This is a genomic window from Geobacter sp. OR-1, assembly GCF_000813145.1.
Classification (GTDB): Bacteria; Desulfobacterota; Desulfuromonadia; order Geobacterales; family DSM-12255; genus Geoanaerobacter.
In genome coordinates, this window is sequence record NZ_BAZF01000023.1 from 26,141 (window position 1) to 43,441 (window position 17,301).

Consider the following 17,301-nt stretch of genomic DNA (forward strand, 5'->3'; position numbering starts at 1 on the left):
GATCTTCTTTTTTATTCCGACTAAAGATTATTACTGCTGCGCTTTGTTGGTTTTTTCCTTATAAACGTTGTTAAGATTCTTCCTAATATTTCCGCCTCAGTTACTACGTAGTTCTTTTGATATGAATCAAAGTAGGGGGGCTTAGACAACTCCTTTAACAAAGAGGGTTGACTGATCATTTCCGCCAAAGCATCAAGAACCTGTGTAACTACTTCTTGTTTTTTCCCCCGGACTGTACATTCCCAGATTGTTATTGTTTTCCAACCTGTCTCAGCCAGCTGTTTTTTATGTTTGGCATCATTTTCCCGGTTTTTCTGAATCTTCTGCTTCCAGAAGTCCGAATTGGTTGACGGAAGCCTGAAAAGGCTACAGTTGTGCCCATGCCAGAAACAGCCATTAACAAAAACAACAGTTCTGTATTTTGCAAATACCAGATCTGGCTTCCCTGGAAGCTTAGTGACGTGCAGACGGAACCTCATGCGTCTGGAAAAAAGGCCACGTCTGACTAAAATCTCCAGTTTGGTATTCTTGCCTTTGATTCCCGACATCATCTGGCTTCGTTTGTCTGAAGATACAATATCTGCCATGACTATACCTTTTGAAGGAAATCCCTGACAATTTCAGCAATCTGGTATGCCAGAAGCGGGGGAACAGCGTTTCCGACCTGGGTGTACTGCTGGGTTCTGTTCCCGCAGAAAAAATAGTTGTCTGGAAAAGTTTGCAGCCTTGCAGCTTCTCTAACTGTGAGGCTCCGGAGTTGTGTTGGGTCTGGGTGTATGTAGTAGTGACCGTCTTTTGAGATGTGGCTGGTAACAGTAGTAGATGGCTTTCCGAAAATCTGAACACGGAACCGGTCATTAAAGTGGCCGGATTTCGCATTTTCGTGTTTGGGAAGGAGGTCAGGAGGATATTCGTTTAGAAGTGGGGAGGTACCATTGACTTCGGCAAAACACGATGCATACACGTAACGGTAAATGTCTTTTAAAATATGACCGCGGGACGAGTGGTTGCAGATGCCACCAAGCAAAGGATCAAGATACCACCATGAAAGTTGTTCTGATACTGTCGGAATGTAGGGCAAAAATTCACCTCCTCTATCAAAATGAGGAGCGGCAACAGATTCGAGAACTTCTGACAACCGTTTTTTTTACTTGTTCCCCTGCTTTTTTGTGTGATTTAGTGACCCATCTACGCCCTAATCCTTCTCGGACTAGCTGAGCCCAGATGTGAGGAGCATCCAGATTCTTTGAGAGGCCACTTCTAAGTTTTGGCAGGCCGAAAAGCACATCGGTCAGCGTAACTTCTTCTTGGAGATTCAGTATTCCAGGTTCAGTTTTTTGAGCTAGGTCTTCACGGATTCCGAGAAGAATCACCCTGTGTCGGGCTTGTGGGATTCCATATTTTTCGCATTCCACTATGTAGTCGCGTGATGAAACTTTATCGCATGAAGTACCTGAACAACGTTTGACGATTGAAAAAATTCTGTACTTTATGTCTTTGGATGGCTGTTCAAGATCTGAAACAATCCGGTCAAATACACTATGTCCGTCAACTTTCGAAGACAGCATTCCTTTGACATTTTCCATGATGAAAACAGCCGGCTGATGCTTGGCGACAATTTCCAAGTACTCGATATAGAGAATGTTTCTTATGTCCTTTTCAGCTTTTTCCTTTTCCCTTGAGTTTCTTGCGCGTCCGATAATGGAGTACTCGATGAAACCCGACTGGCACAGAGGTCATGTGCTTGGCTGGTTTCGCACCAATTGCGCGGGGCCTCCGCAAAGGGTGTTTGCTGCCGTGCGGGAGGTCTCACGGGAGTTCGACAAAGAACGTTTAACCGCCAACCTGGCAGCGCTGGGTGTCAGTGACGGCGGTTTACTAGAGATGTTGCTGGACCATTTTCGCAGATCATACGGTGAGGTCACAGCCAGGGGCAGGCTGGCCAATACGTTGTTCGACCCGATCATGCTGCATGACCAGCGAGAGGGGTTCGAACTGCGAGTTGCCAACAGATTTTACCGCATAGAGAAGACGCCTTTCCCTGGATGCGTGGATCTGCGCAATTTGAAGTTCAGGGTGGGAGGGCACCTGATAAAAGTTTCTCCCGACAACAACGGCAGGAAGGGATCTCATTTAGAGATCACTATGACGGATGATGTGACGGCATCGTTCATACAACGGGTCAAAATGATTGTAAGTGGAAACTCGAATCCGGAGCACAAACTCTTTCAGCTTCGTGGCGAGATTCATGACTTCTGTGAGCGGGCGAGGTTTGCCCGCTCTGCCGGTCCGGAGGTTATGGAGCTGAAAAGATGGCTGGCTACCAAGGTGAGGGGGCTTGCGGGAAACAACCTGGGATTCAAGCGGTTGCCGGATGAGCTGATCTATCAGTGGCACCAACACCTTGACAGCCGGTTGCATCTTCCGCATCCCAACTTTTTTTACGACCCCAAAACCGTAACCGAGGAGGTCTACATGACCTTCTTCAGCCCTTACAGAGAGGAGATGTAGCATGAGCACGACACTGCATAGGAAAGACATCACATCCACAGACATTACTCTTCTGGCCAGGTTGTCGCGAGCCTTGGTCAGTGCACCCGAGATCTTTGGCAAGAAAATGGCGCATGAACTTCCAGACGACTACATGAAACTGCCAGTCTGGAGAAAGACAGCTGACGGGTGGCAGTTTGCCGGCGTTAAGCCGTTTCTCAGGAAGCGGATAGGCATTGATAAAGGCGATTTCCGCAGGATATGCCGGTATCTGAACGAGAAGGAATCGACGGTCGTTAGCCTGCTGTACCGCTTGTCAATGCTCGATGTCTTTTGCTTTTCGGAAACAAGTGGAAAAATAATGTTCCGGCAGCGGTTCCCTGATTTTTCCAAGCCGGTAATTAACGAGGAGTATACCTGGATCGACGACGGGTTTGTTCTCGAACGGCGCCGGGCTCTTGGAGAATTCAGGTAAGAGAACACAATGCCTGATACAGATATGAAATCGCCGGGCTTGCTGTCAATTGCGGCAAGCCCGGATCTTCTGGCAAGCGCACCGCTACGGTCTTCAAATGGCCCATTGAAATTTTTTATTTGCATCTTTTCAGTGGGTTATGAGTCGCAACCCCCATTTTGCTATTGCTGGCCCGCACAAATAAATAGTGAATCGGTGATATCGATCACATCATTTTGTGTCGAGGGCAAATTTATGGTCGTAGCGAGAGAATCGGTTGAGGCAAATCAATTCGAACTAATACCACCGGAAGAATTCATTCACCGGCTAGGAATCGCAAAAAGCACCTTGCATCTTTGGCGATCCAAGGGATGGCTGCTGCCAGGACGACATTACATCAAAATCGGCAGTACTGTACTCTACTTCTGGTCTGAGGACAGGATCATTGAAATACACCAGATAAGCAATCATGAGCACTCGACAAAAAATGAGCAGATTACGCCGGTGCAAATTCCGGAGCCAACCAGAAAGAGGATTAACTGGGATTATTGATTAAGCCTTGCCCATTTCCTATCTGATTTGTTAGTCTTTAATTGGACTCAAGACCAACAGGAAGGAGGTGGACGGGAAGGAGAAGTGCGGTGGGAAAGAAGAAAAAAGCTGAAAAGCCCACGTCGATTCTCGACTGGGGCGATGGAAACATAGTAAAGAAATCAGGCTCAGAGCGTCTTTACTATGATTTCATGTACTTGGGTGAACGTGTGGAAATCTCCACTGGTTTGAAGGATACACCGGAAAATCGGAGAAAAGCCCTCTCCTGGCTTTTCTGCCAGCGCGAGAAGATGAAGTCTGGTGAATTCAAATTCAGTGAGGCGTTTCCACAGGCTTCACCGAAGAAGAAAGCGCTGTTTGCCGCTAAAGAGGGTGGGGCCGTTACTTCAAAACCGCAGCATGTCAGATTCGGCGATTATGTCGAAGTCTGGTACCAGGAAGTCTGGTCGCATTGTGATTCAGGTTCGAAGAAGATCGATCAGAAATCGGCAATCGACCACTGGATTACCCCTTTTTTCGGCAACAAGACGTTTTTTGAAATCAATACAAATACTGTTGGCGATTTCATTCGCACAATGAAACAGAAAGACGGCAAAAACAAGGGAAAGCAGCTGTCCCGCAAGAGGATCGCCAATGTCTTGCTGCCGCTTCGGGCTATCTGGAAAGATGCGTGCGAGAAATTCCGCTGGGAATTGCCGGACCCATTCCGTAAGGTTCCGGCCCAGATGCCTAAAGAGGAGGCGGTTGACGAATGCGTTGATGATGACGGCAACGTCCCCGAGAAGGTTGTCGGGGCTCGGGATCCGCTTCGTTTCAACGACTTCATGGCCTACCTCGAGCAGATCGACCCATGGTATCGGCCGGTGGCGGAACTCTGGATGCTGACAGGGCTAATTCCATCTGAAATGGCAGGTATAACTCCCTTTCACATCAAAGACGGCTATCTGTACATTCGCCGGTCAATCAGTCGTGGCGTCGAGAGGAAGCAGGGGAAGACGAAGTACCGACGGAGAGAGATAAGAATCACGGCGGCAATCAGGAAGGTTCTGGATATTTTTATTGCCCGCTTAGGAGATGGCAGGCGCCTGATCACCCTGAAAGGGGGCCAACCGCTTACCTCCACGGAGTTCAACCATGCCTGGGTCAGGGCTGAAAAGAAAGCTGGACTGACTCACCGCGTACCTTACGTGCTCAGGCATTCGTTCGCTGCCTGGTCACTGACCATAGGAATCGACCCAAACAGGCTTGTCAGCCTCATGGGGCATGGTTCGAAGCAGATGGTCTATGAGGTGTACGGAAACTACGTTGAAGGGCTTGAAAAGGATCGGGAGAAGATTCTCGATTACTTCGGCAGGGACTTTGTAGAGGCGGAACTGAAGAAGGCGGCTTAGGCGCAATTGCGAAAGTTTTTGCGAAAGTTTGCCAAAACAAAAAGGAATCCCGAAGGATTCCTTATAGTTAACTGGAGCGGGAAACGGGATTCGAACCCGCGACTTCGACCTTGGCAAGGTCGCACTCTACCACTGAGTTATTCCCGCTCAACGAGTTTCGTTTTATAGCAAAGCATGAAACCTGAGTCAATATTTTTTTCACTCAAAAGAGAGATATTCGCATTATCCCCTTTTCATTATTTGCCCTTCGAACAGTCGCCGCAGTTCCCGGTGCCGCAGCCGCTGCCGCCTGAAACGAGGGCGTCGTACTCTCTCATGGTCAGTAAATCCCTGATCTGGGTCGGGAAACCGCTGCTGCTTACTGATGCGGCAACGGTTCTGGGGTCGACAGCTCTGGCATCGAACAGTGCGATCACGTAACCCTTAGCCGGATCGATTCGGACCAGGGAAACTCCAGCTGTTTCACAGAATACCCTCCGGACTTTTGCCGCAGAGGCTGCCGAATCGATCCCTTCCGTTTGAAATACGGCCACGGCATTGGCCGCGGCGTTGAACTGGAGCACCAGCCCGAAGATGACCAGCACTGCGGTGACGCCGATAATTGCAACAATTTTTCCAGCAGTTTGCGACATAACTATCTCCCGATTCAGCCGATGGCCGATGCTATTTTCGGGATAATTTACGGGATTATGCCGGAATATGCCATAGAAATCAGATAGAAATAGTATGATGGTCAGGCTCTGCTTTTGCCGATCGAGCGCCGCAGGATTTTTGCCAGCTCACCAGTGGCCAGTATCAGGGCTGCAGCACCGATAACCACTGCCATTTGATGTCGATCCAGCGATTCCGTCCGGAACAGCTGCTGCAGGGGGGGCAGATAAAGGACGGCGGCTTGCAGCAGCATGGTGACCGCAATGGCGCCAAGCAACGGCTTGTTGGAGAAGAGACCGATCTTGAAGAGCGGCTGTTTTGACCTGACCAGCATGGCAATGGCGAGCCGCGAGAGGACGAGATATGTGAACACCATGCTTTGCCAAGGGACCCCGGCGGAGATGCCCCAGCGCTGCAGCAGCAGTCCGACGATACCGAGGAGCAGGCCGTAGGTCATGATCCAGGTCCCTCTGCCGTTGCTGAAGATCCCTTCCTGCGGCGGTATCGGCGGTTTGCACATGAGGTCATCAGTTGCGGGCTCGGCAGTGAGGGCCAGGCCGGGGAGGCTGTCGCAGAGCAGATTCAGCCAGAGTATCTGGATTGGCAGTAGCGGCAGCGGAAGGCCGGCAAACGGGGCCAGGAAAACCAGCCAGATGGTGCCGGCATTGGATGACAGGGAATACGTGATGAAACGGAGAATATTCCGGTAAATCCGACGCCCTTCGCGGATTGCGCCGACTATGGTGGCGAAGTTGTCATCCAGCAGGATCATGTCTGCCGCTCCCTTGGCGACATCCGAGCCGGTTATCCCCATGGCGATCCCGATCTCGGCCCGCTGCAGGGCCGGCGCATCGTTAACCCCGTCACCGGTCATTGCCACGAATTCGCCGCGACTCTGCAACCCCTTGACGATCTCCAGCTTCTGGGACGGGGCTACCCGGGCGTAGACTCTTGCCTTACCCGACAATTCGGCGAGGGCGCCGGCGTCAAGGCCGTACAGTTCCCTGCCGATGACTGCCGGCGGGTCGTCCGGCGTCATGATGCCGACCTCAATCGCGATGGCCGTGGCTGTGGCGCTATGGTCGCCGGTTATCATGATCGGGGTTATGCCGGCGCTTTTGCAGAGACGAACGGCTTCTGCCGCCTCCGGACGGGGCGGGTCCATGACACCGGTTACGCCGAGAAACGAGAGTCCATTTTCGGCTGTGGCGGTATCGATCTCTTCCGGCAGTTTTTCCCAGTATCTGAAGGCAAACCCCATGGTTCGCAGCGCTTGGGCTGCCATGGCCTCGGCTGCGGCAATCGTTCCGGCGTCCGGTGCCTCGTCCGGCAGGCAGCGCGAGGCAATCGCTTCAAGCGAACCTTTGGTGAAAGACACGACGCGGCTCTCTACGCTGTGGAACGTGGTCATCAACTTCCGGTCCGAGTCGAAAGGGAGTTCGGCAATGCGGGGGAACAGTTGTTCAAGTTCGGTAACGGCAAAATTACAGCTTTGCGCCAGGTTTGCCAGTGCGATCTCGGTTGGGTCTCCGAATGCCCCGGCTTCTTCCGCCGGACGCGAGTCGTTGTTCAATGCTGCCGCCAGCAGCAACAGGGAGGATTTGTCGCTGGGGAGGCCGGAACCGGACTTGGGCATGACCGCCCTGATCTCGCCCGGGGAGAGGCGGTTGCCGTTGATGCCGATCTCGGTAACGGTCATCCGGTTCATTGTCAGGGTGCCGGTCTTGTCGGTGCAGATGCATGTCACCGAGCCAAGGGTTTCCACCGCAGGGAGCCGCCGGATAAGGGCATTCCGGCGTGCCATCTTGCGCGCCCCGAGTGCCAGGGCTATGGTGACCACCGCCGGCAGGGCCTCGGGTATGGCTGCGACTGCGAGGGCAATCGAAGTGAGCAGCATCAGCACCAGGGGCTCGCCGCGCAGCAGGCCGGCGGCAAAGAGTATGGCGCAGATTACCATGATCCCTGCGGAAAGCCGTTTGCCGAAATGCGCCAGCCGGATCTGCAGCGGGGTCTTCTGCTCAGTCCCCTCGGCCAGCAGCCGGGCGATTCCTGCAAGTTCGGTGTCAGTCCCGGTGGCAATAACCACGCCGGCGCCTCGCCCGTAAACCGCCACCGTTCCCCGCCAGGCCATGTTGACCCGGTCTCCGGGCATCAGATCCGGGTCCGCCAGGGGGGCAACGGCCTTTTCAACCGGTGCCGACTCCCCGGTCAGGGCCGATTCGTCAATTTGCAGCCGCGCCGACTCAATCAGCCGCAGATCGGCGGGGATCACACACCCTGCCTGCAACAGAACGACATCGCCGGGAACAAGCTCCGCAGCAGCTATATCCTGCCTGAGACCGTCACGGATAACTACGGCCGTCTGGCCGGCCATCTTTTTCAGCGCCGAGATTGCCTGCTGGGCGCGATATTCCTGGGTAAGGCCGATTACGGCGTTGATCACGACAATAGCGATAATAGGTATTGCATCTTCGATGTCGCCGATAACTGCGGCAATAATTGCCGAAATGAGGAGGATTATTATCAGGAGGTCAGTGAACTGCGCCAGAATCATGGAGAACAGTGACCGCCCGGATTTCTCCGGGATAATGTTCGGCCCGTTCCGGGAAAGCCTGGCGGTTGCCTCTGCGGATGAGAGCCCGTCTTGCGAACTCCGCAGTTCCCGGAATGTTTCTGCGATCGTTGCTTGATGCCAGTTCATATATTTCCCGTCCGGCAGGCGCTACTGCCCATTCCCATGGAATCCGCCCCGTTCCTTACCGATAAGTATATGACCGCAGCCCGGGGCAACCACTGGGATGTGCTGCAAATTATATAGGAACCTGTCACTTTTGCACCTGCGCCGACATTGATTATTCGCCCCGGTCTGATAAGCTCTAAGACATTTGTCATAATGTTTTTTCGGGGAATACACGAATTTGGTCATAATCTCTGAGACTCCCAGATCAATTCGCAGGGAAATAATCACTCTCCTGGTGATATGTCTCGCTTCATATCTGATTATCAGCGGCATATCAGTCCTGCTTTATCACCAGAAACAACTGATAAATGATCAGAGGCACTATGCGAAATTAAGAGGTGAGCGGATAGCCCATATTGTCTCGACCCCGGTTGGGGATCTGGACAAGCCTTATCTGGATGAACTGCTGTTGCAGAATATGAACGATGACGATGTCAATGCGATCGTCATAAAAGGGGCGGATGGCAGGATCGTAGCCGGTAAACGCAAGCTCAACGGGACCGGAAAAATGGCGGATGTCCTGGATGCGACGGATATTCCGGTGTCCGAGTCGAAAAGATTCGACTCGCATCCGGTACTTAGTCGCGGGCGGTTGATCGGTCATGTGGAAATGTTTCTGAATGACGAAGAGATCAACAACAAGCTGAAACTTCTTCTTTTGGAGGAGTTTGCGCAGGCCGTGATCCCGCTGTTCATCGTCTGCCTGGTCCTTTATGTGGGGATCTCAAAGCTGTTGCTCACGCCTCTTGCTGCGGTTTTCAACATGGCGAGGGTGTTTGGCGCCGGGGATCTTTCGGCACGGGTGCAGACCGCATCGGAAAATGAAATCGGGACCCTGGCAATTACGTTCAACCGGATGGCGGACCGGATTGAGGAAAAAATCGGCCAGCTCGCCGATGCGGAGAAACAGTACCGGTCTCTGTTTGAATCGATACAGGATGTTTTTTACCGGGAAGACAAAGATGGTATTGTCAGACTGGTATCGCCTTCAATCGAGAAGATGCTCGGTTATTGCCAGTCCGAGGTTATCGGCAGGGACCTCGGAGATTTCTGCGCTCTTTCCGGTTCCAGGGCGCTGTTGTTTGCCGAGGCCTCCCGGGATGGGCTGGTGGAGGATTACGACCTGCTGTTGAAGCATAGGGACGGCCGCATCATTACCGTGTCGGCCAATTCGCATCTCTATTATGACGAACAGGGCGCTGTTGCCGGCATTGAGGGGACTTTCAGGGATGTTACCGATCGTACCCGTGCTTTTGAGGAGATTTCCCAGCTTAAGAGTTCGTTTGCGGAAATTGTCGAGACCCTGCCTTCGGCGATTATTGTTGTGAACGGCGATCTGCGCATTGAGCTGATGAACCGCCTGGCTGAAGAGTTTTGCGGTTTTTTGCTGAGCCAGGCTAAAGGGGTTTCAGTACTGCGGGTGTTACCGGCATTTGAGAATGAGCTGCTCCTGATCCCGCAGGTAATATCGAGTAAAGAGTCTTATGCCAGGGAAAAGCTGGCCGTTGCTGGCGGATTTGAAAACAGATTTTATAATTTTCAAATATATCCGATGAAATCTAAAGAGAGTTCTCGTGCCGTAATACGGTTCGAAGATGTCACCGACAAGGTCAGGATTCAGGAGGCGCTGCTGCAATCGGAAAAGATGCTGATGGTGGGTGGGCTTGCTGCAGGAACCGCCCATGAGATAAACAACCCTTTGGCCGCGATTCTGCAGAATGCCCAGAACATTGAGCGGCGGATTTCGCCGGAAATACCGGCAAATCTTGAAGCAGCGCGTGAAATCGGGATAGATCTTCTCTCCGTAAGGGATTACCTGGAAAGAAGAGGGATTATCGGCTTTGTTACCAGCATCAGAGAAGGTGGGGCAAGGGCATCTAAGATTATCACGAACATGCTGCAATTCAGCCGCAAAAGCGGGTCACGCAAGGAGTTGTCGGACCTGAATACGCTCCTGGACCAGTCTCTGGAGCTTGCCGCAAGCGATTACGATCTGAGGAAGCGGTATGATTTCAGACAGATCAGGATCGAAAAGGATTTTGCCTCAGATCTGCCGATGGTATCGATTACTGTCCCTGAAATCGAGCAGGTTGTGCTCAATATTGTCAAGAACGCTGCGCAGGCATTGTCCGAGGCAAATTCCGCTGATCCGTGTATTACTCTGCGGACGAGCCGTAAAGACGATTTTGCCGTTATCGAGATCGAGGATAATGGTCCGGGGATGACTGAGCTTGTCCGGAGACGGGTATTCGAGCCGTTTTTCACTACCAGGGAGGTTGGCAGCGGTACCGGTCTGGGGATGTCGGTATCGTATACTATAATCACCACGAACCATGGCGGGTTTATCGATGTCTGGTCGGAGCCGGGAGAGGGGGCCAGATTCACAATCTCGCTCCCTATTGACAGGGGCGGCACATGAACGAGGCTATCCGGGTTCTGATAATTGATGACGATCAACTGGTTCGGGAAAGCATTTCCGCCTTCCTCGAAGACGATGGTTTTATTGTTGAATCCGCTTCGTCAGCCGAAGAGGCGCTGGCACGAATCGAATCGGGTCACCATGATCTGTGCATAACCGACTTCAGTTTACCGGGGATGGATGGCGAAGAGTTGATCCTCTCCGCCTACTCCTTAAGCCCTAAAACCCGCTTCATAATGCATAGCGGCGTAAATTTCACCCCGTCCGCAGAACTGGAGCTGATAGGTTTTACCAGAGAGAATGTAATGTCCAAACCGATCATCAGGCTGGAGCTGCTTTCCGAAAGGATCCACATGCTTGCCGGAAAACCGGGTGTATCCGAATGAGCAGCGTCAAACCGTTACGTTTACTGACAATCGATGACGAGGCGTCAATCCGGAACAGCATTTCGGTCTATTTCGAGGACTGCGGTTTTGTTATCGATGAGGCTGCGGACGGCGTGCAGGGATTGGAAATTGTCAACCGGCAACGCCCCGACATTGTGGTCACCGATTTGCGCATGCCGCGGATGGGTGGCCATGAATTCATCGAAGCTCTGCGTGCGATCGACGATAACCTCCCGGTGGTCGTGGTTTCAGGCACAGGCATTATTGGCGACGCCATCGAAGCGCTCAGGCTGGGCGCATGGGATTACATCACCAAGCCGATCCAGGATCTGGCGGAACTCGAACTGATTGTCGGCCGGTGCCTGGAGCGGGCTAGGCTGATCCGGGAAAACAGGGAATATCATGAAAACCTCGAAATGCTGGTCGCACAGCGTTCGGCGGAGATCAGGAAGCTGTTCAAGGCGGTTGAACAGAGCGCCAACTCGGTAATCATAACCGATGTCAACGGCATCATCGAATACGTGAATCCCAAGTTTACCGATACTACCGGCTATTCCATCGATGAGGTTGTCGGGCAGCGGCCGAGCGTCCTGAAGTCGGGGAAACAGCCGGAATCGTTCTACCGGGAATTATGGCGGAGCATAAAGTCGGGAAACGTTTGGCGGGGGGAACTCTGCAACCGGCGCAAAAACGGTGAATTGTTCTGGGAGATGTGCAGCATTGCGCCGATTCGCGACGAACTTGGGAACATTACCGACTATGTGGCGATCAAAGAGGATATCACCGAGCGCAAGCGATACGAGGACCAGCTTGCCTATCAGGCCAATTACGATCTCCTTACCGGGCTCCCCAACCGCTATTACCTCCAGGGGTTTCTGGAAGCGCATCTGTGCAGGCTGAACCAGGAATGTCTCTATGCTACCCTGATGATGCTCGACATCGACAACATGAAGTTCATCAACGATACCTTTGGGCACGCATTCGGAGACCTGCTCCTCAAGGAGATTGCCGAGCGGCTGAAGACGCTTTATGGGGAAGGGAGTTTTGTCGCCAGGTTCGTCGGCAATCAGTTTGCGATCATTCCGGATATCTCGTCGCTGCCGGAAAATCTTGCCGAGCATGCGGAAATCCTCAGAAAGGCCCTGAACGAGGTATACATGGTCAAGGGGACTGAGGTCCTCGCAACCGCAAGCGTCGGGGTGGTGGCCTATCCCGAGGATGGCGAAACCGTTGAAAACCTGCTGAAAAACGCCGAAGTCGCGATGTATGAGGCCAAGAAGCAGGGGAAAAATACGGTGGCGTTCTACACGAGCGAACTGAACGTTCAGGTGGAAAACCGCCTCTCAATGGAAACCCGGCTCCATAAAGCGCTTGCGCGGGGCGAATTCTCCATCCACTATCAACCGCAGATCTGCCTCAATACCGGTTCCATTATCGGTATGGAAGCATTGCTGCGGTGGCAAACGGAAAGCGACACCTACATCTCCCCGGCTCAGTTCATTCCGATCCTGGAAGAAACAGGGCTGGTGCTGGAAGTCGGGGAGTGGGTGCTGAACGAGGCCTGTCGGCAATCTGTCGTCTGGGAGCAACGCGGACTGAAGGATTTGCGCGTTTCCGTAAATATATCTGCCCTGCAGTTCATGCGGAGCGATCTCGACGTTACGGTGCGGAATGTGCTTCAGACCTCTGGGCTTGATCCGAAGAAACTCTGCCTGGAATTGACCGAGAGCATGATCATGATCGACAGTTCGCGGACCATGGAAAAGCTCGAATCTCTGACCAAGCTCGGTATTACCCTGTCGCTGGACGATTTCGGCACCGGATACTCGTCTCTCGAATATCTCGGCAGGCTGCCGATTCATGAATTGAAGATCGACCAGTCTTTTGTACGCAGGATGTCCAACACCAAGAACGATGCGGCAGTGGTTAACACCATCATTGCAATGGGGCATGGGCTGGGAATGGACCTGGTTGCGGAAGGGGTTGAAACGATCGAACAACTTGCCTATCTGAATGAAAAAAAATGCGGGTATATCCAGGGGTTTCTGTTCAGTAAACCTTTGCCGGTAGCGGAGTTCGAGAATTTCTGTATGGCATGGGTTCCGGATAATGTCTTATCAAAGATCAAATAAAATAAGCCCCCCGGGATCTTCGGGGGGCTTATTTAGTTCCGGGTTATGAATCCGGTTATTTCTTCGTCTTGGCGGTTTTGGCTTTTGGGGCCGCTTTTGCCGTCTTGGCTTTTTTGGCTGTCGCATTGGCTGCCTTCACCTGTCTCGCCTTGGCCAGGTTGTTCCCCAATCCTCTCTCCTGCGCGACCTTTCTCCTTGCTTCGGTAAGACTCCGTGCCGAAAGAGACTGCTTGCTCGAAATGCCGAACTGCTTCCGGTATTCTTTCGGTTTCATGCCGTGAGCCGAATTGAGGTGTCTGGTGAGCGTCTTGAACCCACCTTTTCCGCAGACAAGACAGATTACTTCATTTTTCTTGAAGGCCTCTTTTACTGTAACAGTGGTCTTTGTCTCTTCTCCGGCAGTTGCCACCTCTTTCCCTGTTTCCAGTGACTGTAGGGCAGAATGGATTTTCTGAAGTTCGGCAATCAATTCTTCGGAACTCATAGGGGTAGTTGAGGCATGAGCCGCTACAATTTCGGCTGCCATTTCGATTATTGTTGATGCCATTAATTACTCTCCTTTGATAGAGTTGATTATGCTTATTAAACAACTTGATTAAGATATGTCAAGTAGCAAAACAATAATAAAGAGTCAACAAATTTGTAGTAATTGTTAAAACGTGCTGATTGCTTTTCAATAGCTATGGGGAAAATATTGATAGCGACAATAAAACAGGTAAATTGAGGATTCAGTCATGATGTCAGTGAAACAGAGCTGGCCGGAGTTGTAAGAGTGGCTTGTTTATTGTCGGTCGACAACGCATTGATTTGCTGGTCACTGACTTTTTCAGCTTAGCCGCCAAACTTTATCGCAGCCCACCACGACATTGTCACTGTGAAGGATGATAACAAAGCAAGCAGCCGATTTACTCCTTTGCCGGGACGGCCATGTTTTTCCAGAAGGTATCCGGTTGCCAGGCCGAGCAACATGCCGAATGCAAAACCGAAGAAATGCGCTCCGAGATCCGTGTTGTTCCCTTCGGTCCCGAGTGATGCCAGGAGCGCCATTGCGCCTGCCATCGGCGTATACCATCTCCTTTTCAGATGATGGCGGTAACGGATTGCATTGATTGCTGATAATAATCCGACACCGCCGAATATCAGTGTCGACGATCCAACCGATGTGTGGGTCGGGAGGTGGAAATGGGCGTTGGCGAGGTTTCCCAGCGCCCCGGAAGCGAGCAGGAGGCTCCAGGCAAGCCCTGAGCCGAGTTCACGGCAGAGGAATATGATGAAGAGCCCGCCTATCGCCAGGTTGCTCAGCAGGTGGAGCCAGTTGACATGCAGGGTCAGCGCGGTAATGAGCCGCCACCATTCGCCATCCAGTATTCTGGCTGCCTTGGCGCTGCCGATATCCGTCCAGTCAGGGGGAAGGTGCCCTAAAATCGGGGTGGTAATCCCGGTGATATTGTGAAAGGTTGCCAGCAGCACAAGAACGGAGAGCGTTGCCAGCGTGTTCTCCACCAGCGGATTCGGCTTGGGAGGCGGGGGCGGCCAGCCGAGGTTTTCGGATTCGTAGAGAGACAGTTGGTTTAAGGCATCATCCAGCCTGTCCTGCGGCACCATCAGGTGCCAGAGAATCCCGTAGCGCTCGATCCTGCTCGGGATCTGCTGCGATTCCAGTACCAGAGCCCAGGTGTCGGCCCGTCGCCTGGACAGCGCCGTCAAATAGCCCCACCTGCCGGTTGCCGTATGCAGGGAAACCCATTCGCGGTTTTGAGTTTCATCTTGCTCCGTTTCAATAGCCATACTGGATACTATAGGCACGGCTACACACTTTTGCCAGGGGCGATGGTGAAAAATCACCGGCAGGTCAGGGGCATGCTCAGCGCACAAAGGGGATCAGCTTCTTGACCCGCTGCCGGTAGGCGGCGTATTCCGGGAACTTCTCCATGAGCCAGCGCTCTTCGCGGTTTGATTTGATCTCGAAGAAGAGATAGAGGAGAAGCGCATAACCGAGGGTGAGCCAACTCTGGACCCAGAGACCCCAGCCGAAGCCCATGGAGATGAGACCGCTGTAAATGGGGTGTCGCACCAGCCGGTACGCCCCGGTCATGACCAGCTCTGTATCGTCCTTTGGCCGTGGCAGCGGCGTGAGGTTCCTCCCCAGGTTCACTGTCCCGGTAGCGGCCAGCAGCACCCCTTCAACCATCAGGAGTGCGCCCGCAAGGAGGGCGAACCCTGAGTACGGCCGGGGCCAGGCCGTTACGGAACGCGGCCCGAAGATCACCAGCGCAAACAGGGCCATCTGCGCCACGACGTACCATTCGCCGCGAGCCCCTTTCCACTTTGATTCGACAGGTATATTCACTGAATGCTCGCCACCTTTCGAAGATGCTCATGAACTCTTTTGTTCCTCACAATTCCATGCTATCACTGAAAAACTTCCGATACAATGATCAGCTATGACCCGAAATGGTGGCATTTCGAGCACACTTCTTGACTGGAGCCGCTGCTGCCGGTATTAGTGGAGATACTGAGTTTCCATCCGGAAACTTCGGTAAGAAACTATTGGTTTGCGATCGTGATCAATCCCCTTGAAGCACAGAGGCCTGTTTGAACGCTCGAAATCATACCATGCTGCGCGGCGCTGACCGGACCATCCGGGAACACGGGCTGTTTCAGCCCGGGCAGACGGTAGTCGTTGCCGTATCCGGCGGCGTCGACTCGGTTGTCCTGCTGGATTATCTGGCCGCACGGCGCGACCTGGCGCTCTCCCTGGTGGTTGCCCACCTGAACCACTCCCTGCGGGGAGAGGAGTCGGACGCTGACGAGGCCTTTGTCCGCGGCCTGGCCGGACGCCATGGCTTCATCTTCGAGTCGGCCCGAGTCGATGTGACTTCCCTGGCCCGGGAAGGGCGGCTCTCCCTGGAAGAGGCCGGTCGCGAGGCCCGCTATCGCTTCCTCTCACAGGTCGCCGAACAGGCCGGCGCCGATGTCATCGCTTTGGCCCACCATGCCGACGACCAGGCCGAAACCGTCTTGATGAGGCTCATCCGCGGCAGCGGCCCGGCAGGCTTGGCCGGCATGGCACCACGGTCGGCCGATGGCCGGTATGTGCGGCCACTGCTGGAGGTGAGTCGACGAGAAATCGAGGCGTATGCCCGACAGCAAAGCCTCTTCTTCCGGACCGACAGCAGCAATGCAGATCCTGCTTTTCTCCGCAACCGGATTCGGCTGGAGCTTCTGCCGCTCCTCAAGGGGTACAATCCGGCCATTGTGGAACGGCTGGCAGATACCGCTGCCATCATGAGCGCCGACGAGGCGCTTCTAACGGCCGCTATTGAAAGACGCTGGCGAGAGGCCGGTTCCGTAAGCGGTTCTCAAGTACTGCTGGATCTGACGGTGCTGTCAGGCGATCTGCCCGGCATGCGGCTTCGTCTCTATCGCCACGGGATTTCACGTGTTGCCGGAAATCTCCGCCGGATTTCGTTCCGTCATCTGCAGTCCGTCGATCGACTGGCCATTGAGGGGCCGCCGAACGGCACTCTCGATCTCCCCGGCGGTTTGCGGGTCGTCCGCTGTTATAACCGGCTTTCTTTCTCATTGTCCGGATGGGCGGAGAGTGTCCCGGAGTACGCCATCACCATCCCTGCTGCCGGGTGTTTTGAGATCCCCGGAGGTGGCACGGTGTCGGTCGAGTACTGCGACGGCCCTCCTGCTGCCGAGTCCGGCGCCCTGGAAATGCTGGTGGATCTGGCCGAATTCCCCCTCCCGTGGGTGGTAAGGGGATTTCTCCCCGGAGACCGGATTGCCCCACGCGGGTTGAACGGCCATAAAAAAGTCAAAGAAATCTTTATCGACGCCAAGATCCCGCGCTCTCTGCGCGCCAGAATCCCGCTGTTTTTCTCCGGGGAACGACTTTTCTGGGTAGCGGGACTCAGAAAAGGGGGGATTGGTACTCATCTTGAGCAGGATAGCCGCAGGGCGAGGGTCAGATTGCTTGAATTTGCGCCGGATACTGCTATGCTTGCCTAAACGCTTGTCAACTTATGACCGTTATGGTACTTTTCACAACTCGTTTTTGCCAATAAACACGGCGCGTTC

At 53.3% G+C, this 17,301-nt stretch carries 16 protein-coding genes and 1 tRNA gene; 8 read left to right on the forward strand and 9 right to left on the reverse strand.

Features of this window, described 5'->3' with window-relative positions; all coding sequences use genetic code 11:
* Positions 1–20: 20 nt before the first annotated feature.
* The 3 genes from OR1_RS17825 to OR1_RS21795 are packed head-to-tail and all read right to left on the reverse strand — an operon-like array spanning position 21 to position 1,733.
* A complete protein-coding gene (locus OR1_RS17825; RefSeq protein WP_082003028.1) occupies positions 21–587 on the reverse strand; it encodes a very short patch repair endonuclease in 567 nt (188 codons plus the stop codon).
* A 2-nt stretch (positions 588–589) separates the two neighbouring features.
* On the reverse strand, positions 590–1,081 hold the full coding sequence (locus OR1_RS17830) for a DNA cytosine methyltransferase (protein WP_041973824.1): 492 nt from the start codon (positions 1,079–1,081) through the stop codon (positions 590–592).
* Positions 1,082–1,097: 16 nt separating this feature from the next.
* On the reverse strand, positions 1,098–1,733 hold the full coding sequence (locus tag OR1_RS21795) for a DNA cytosine methyltransferase (protein WP_082003030.1): 636 nt from the start codon (positions 1,731–1,733) through the stop codon (positions 1,098–1,100).
* Here OR1_RS21795 and OR1_RS17840 point away from each other — a divergent pair.
* The 4 genes from OR1_RS17840 to OR1_RS17855 all read left to right on the forward strand — a co-directional run bounded on the left by OR1_RS17840 (position 1,714) and on the right by OR1_RS17855 (position 4,887).
* Positions 1,714–2,511: a hypothetical protein gene (locus tag OR1_RS17840; RefSeq protein WP_041973827.1), complete on the forward strand. Its 798-nt coding sequence runs from the start codon at positions 1,714–1,716 to the stop codon at positions 2,509–2,511. The genes OR1_RS21795 and OR1_RS17840 overlap by 20 nt on opposite strands.
* Position 2,512: 1 nt before the next feature.
* Positions 2,513–2,965 carry a hypothetical protein gene (locus OR1_RS17845; protein WP_041973830.1) on the forward strand — a complete coding sequence of 151 codons (453 nt, stop codon included), beginning with the start codon at positions 2,513–2,515 and terminating at the stop codon, positions 2,963–2,965.
* Positions 2,966–2,974: 9 nt separating this feature from the next.
* On the forward strand, positions 2,975–3,496 hold the full coding sequence (locus OR1_RS22185) for a hypothetical protein (RefSeq protein ID WP_152609965.1): 522 nt from the start codon (positions 2,975–2,977) through the stop codon (positions 3,494–3,496).
* An 89-nt stretch (positions 3,497–3,585) separates the two neighbouring features.
* Positions 3,586–4,887: a tyrosine-type recombinase/integrase gene (locus tag OR1_RS17855; protein ID WP_052440625.1), complete on the forward strand. Its 1,302-nt coding sequence runs from the start codon at positions 3,586–3,588 to the stop codon at positions 4,885–4,887.
* Between the two features lie 72 nt (positions 4,888–4,959).
* Here the strand turns inward: OR1_RS17855 and OR1_RS17860 are convergent.
* The 3 genes from OR1_RS17860 to OR1_RS17870 all read right to left on the reverse strand — a co-directional run bounded on the left by OR1_RS17860 (position 4,960) and on the right by OR1_RS17870 (position 8,239).
* Positions 4,960–5,034 (reverse strand) — tRNA-Gly (locus tag OR1_RS17860).
* Between the two features lie 89 nt (positions 5,035–5,123).
* Entirely contained in the window at positions 5,124–5,519 is a 396-nt protein-coding gene (locus OR1_RS17865) for a hypothetical protein (RefSeq protein WP_041973834.1), read from the reverse strand.
* A gap of 101 nt (positions 5,520–5,620) precedes the next feature.
* A complete protein-coding gene (locus tag OR1_RS17870; protein WP_041973837.1) occupies positions 5,621–8,239 on the reverse strand; it encodes a cation-translocating P-type ATPase in 2,619 nt (872 codons plus the stop codon).
* A gap of 274 nt (positions 8,240–8,513) precedes the next feature.
* On the opposite strand from OR1_RS17870, the gene OR1_RS21140 reads away from it, so the two are divergent.
* The 3 genes from OR1_RS21140 to OR1_RS17885 are packed head-to-tail and all read left to right on the forward strand — an operon-like array spanning position 8,514 to position 13,215.
* Positions 8,514–10,697: a PAS domain S-box protein gene (locus OR1_RS21140; protein ID WP_152609966.1), complete on the forward strand. Its 2,184-nt coding sequence runs from the start codon at positions 8,514–8,516 to the stop codon at positions 10,695–10,697.
* Positions 10,694–11,083 carry a response regulator gene (locus OR1_RS17880; RefSeq protein WP_041973840.1) on the forward strand — a complete coding sequence of 130 codons (390 nt, stop codon included), beginning with the start codon at positions 10,694–10,696 and terminating at the stop codon, positions 11,081–11,083. Before OR1_RS21140 ends, OR1_RS17880 begins: the two co-directional genes overlap by 4 nt.
* Entirely contained in the window at positions 11,080–13,215 is a 2,136-nt protein-coding gene (locus OR1_RS17885) for a bifunctional diguanylate cyclase/phosphodiesterase (RefSeq protein ID WP_041973843.1), read from the forward strand. The genes OR1_RS17880 and OR1_RS17885 overlap by 4 nt, the downstream gene beginning before the upstream one ends.
* A gap of 55 nt (positions 13,216–13,270) precedes the next feature.
* On the opposite strand, the gene OR1_RS17890 is transcribed toward OR1_RS17885, so the two are convergent.
* The 3 genes from OR1_RS17890 to OR1_RS17900 all read right to left on the reverse strand — a co-directional run bounded on the left by OR1_RS17890 (position 13,271) and on the right by OR1_RS17900 (position 15,565).
* Positions 13,271–13,762 (reverse strand): MucR family transcriptional regulator, encoded by a 492-nt coding sequence (locus OR1_RS17890; protein ID WP_041973845.1) that lies wholly within the window; start codon positions 13,760–13,762, stop codon positions 13,271–13,273.
* Between the two features lie 284 nt (positions 13,763–14,046).
* On the reverse strand, positions 14,047–15,003 hold the full coding sequence (locus OR1_RS17895; RefSeq protein WP_052440630.1) for a rhomboid family intramembrane serine protease: 957 nt from the start codon (positions 15,001–15,003) through the stop codon (positions 14,047–14,049).
* A 76-nt stretch (positions 15,004–15,079) separates the two neighbouring features.
* A complete protein-coding gene (locus OR1_RS17900; protein WP_041973848.1) occupies positions 15,080–15,565 on the reverse strand; it encodes an isoprenylcysteine carboxylmethyltransferase family protein in 486 nt (161 codons plus the stop codon).
* Between the two features lie 245 nt (positions 15,566–15,810).
* Between OR1_RS17900 and tilS the strand changes: the two genes are divergently transcribed.
* The gene (gene tilS / locus OR1_RS17905) at positions 15,811–17,232 is read left to right on the forward strand and encodes a tRNA lysidine(34) synthetase TilS (protein WP_152609967.1); all 1,422 of its coding nucleotides are present in this window, start codon (positions 15,811–15,813) and stop codon (positions 17,230–17,232) included.
* The last annotated feature ends 69 nt before the right edge of the window (positions 17,233–17,301 follow it).

What these genes read in the sequence shown, in the direction of transcription:
- OR1_RS17825 (WP_082003028.1), bottom strand. Translation starts at nt 587, where the DNA reads ATGGCAGATATTGTATCTTCAGACAAACGAAGCCAGATGATGTCGGGA.
- OR1_RS17840 (WP_041973827.1), top strand. Translation starts at nt 1,714, where the DNA reads ATGAAACCCGACTGGCACAGAGGTCATGTGCTTGGCTGGTTTCGCACC.
- OR1_RS17845 (WP_041973830.1), top strand. Translation starts at nt 2,513, where the DNA reads ATGAGCACGACACTGCATAGGAAAGACATCACATCCACAGACATTACT.
- OR1_RS22185 (WP_152609965.1), top strand. Translation starts at nt 2,975, where the DNA reads ATGCCTGATACAGATATGAAATCGCCGGGCTTGCTGTCAATTGCGGCA.
- OR1_RS17865 (WP_041973834.1), bottom strand. Translation starts at nt 5,519, where the DNA reads ATGTCGCAAACTGCTGGAAAAATTGTTGCAATTATCGGCGTCACCGCA.
- OR1_RS17870 (WP_041973837.1), bottom strand. Translation starts at nt 8,239, where the DNA reads ATGAACTGGCATCAAGCAACGATCGCAGAAACATTCCGGGAACTGCGG.
- OR1_RS17880 (WP_041973840.1), top strand. Translation starts at nt 10,694, where the DNA reads ATGAACGAGGCTATCCGGGTTCTGATAATTGATGACGATCAACTGGTT.
- OR1_RS17885 (WP_041973843.1), top strand. Translation starts at nt 11,080, where the DNA reads ATGAGCAGCGTCAAACCGTTACGTTTACTGACAATCGATGACGAGGCG.
- OR1_RS17890 (WP_041973845.1), bottom strand. Translation starts at nt 13,762, where the DNA reads ATGGCATCAACAATAATCGAAATGGCAGCCGAAATTGTAGCGGCTCAT.
- OR1_RS17895 (WP_052440630.1), bottom strand. Translation starts at nt 15,003, where the DNA reads ATGGCTATTGAAACGGAGCAAGATGAAACTCAAAACCGCGAATGGGTT.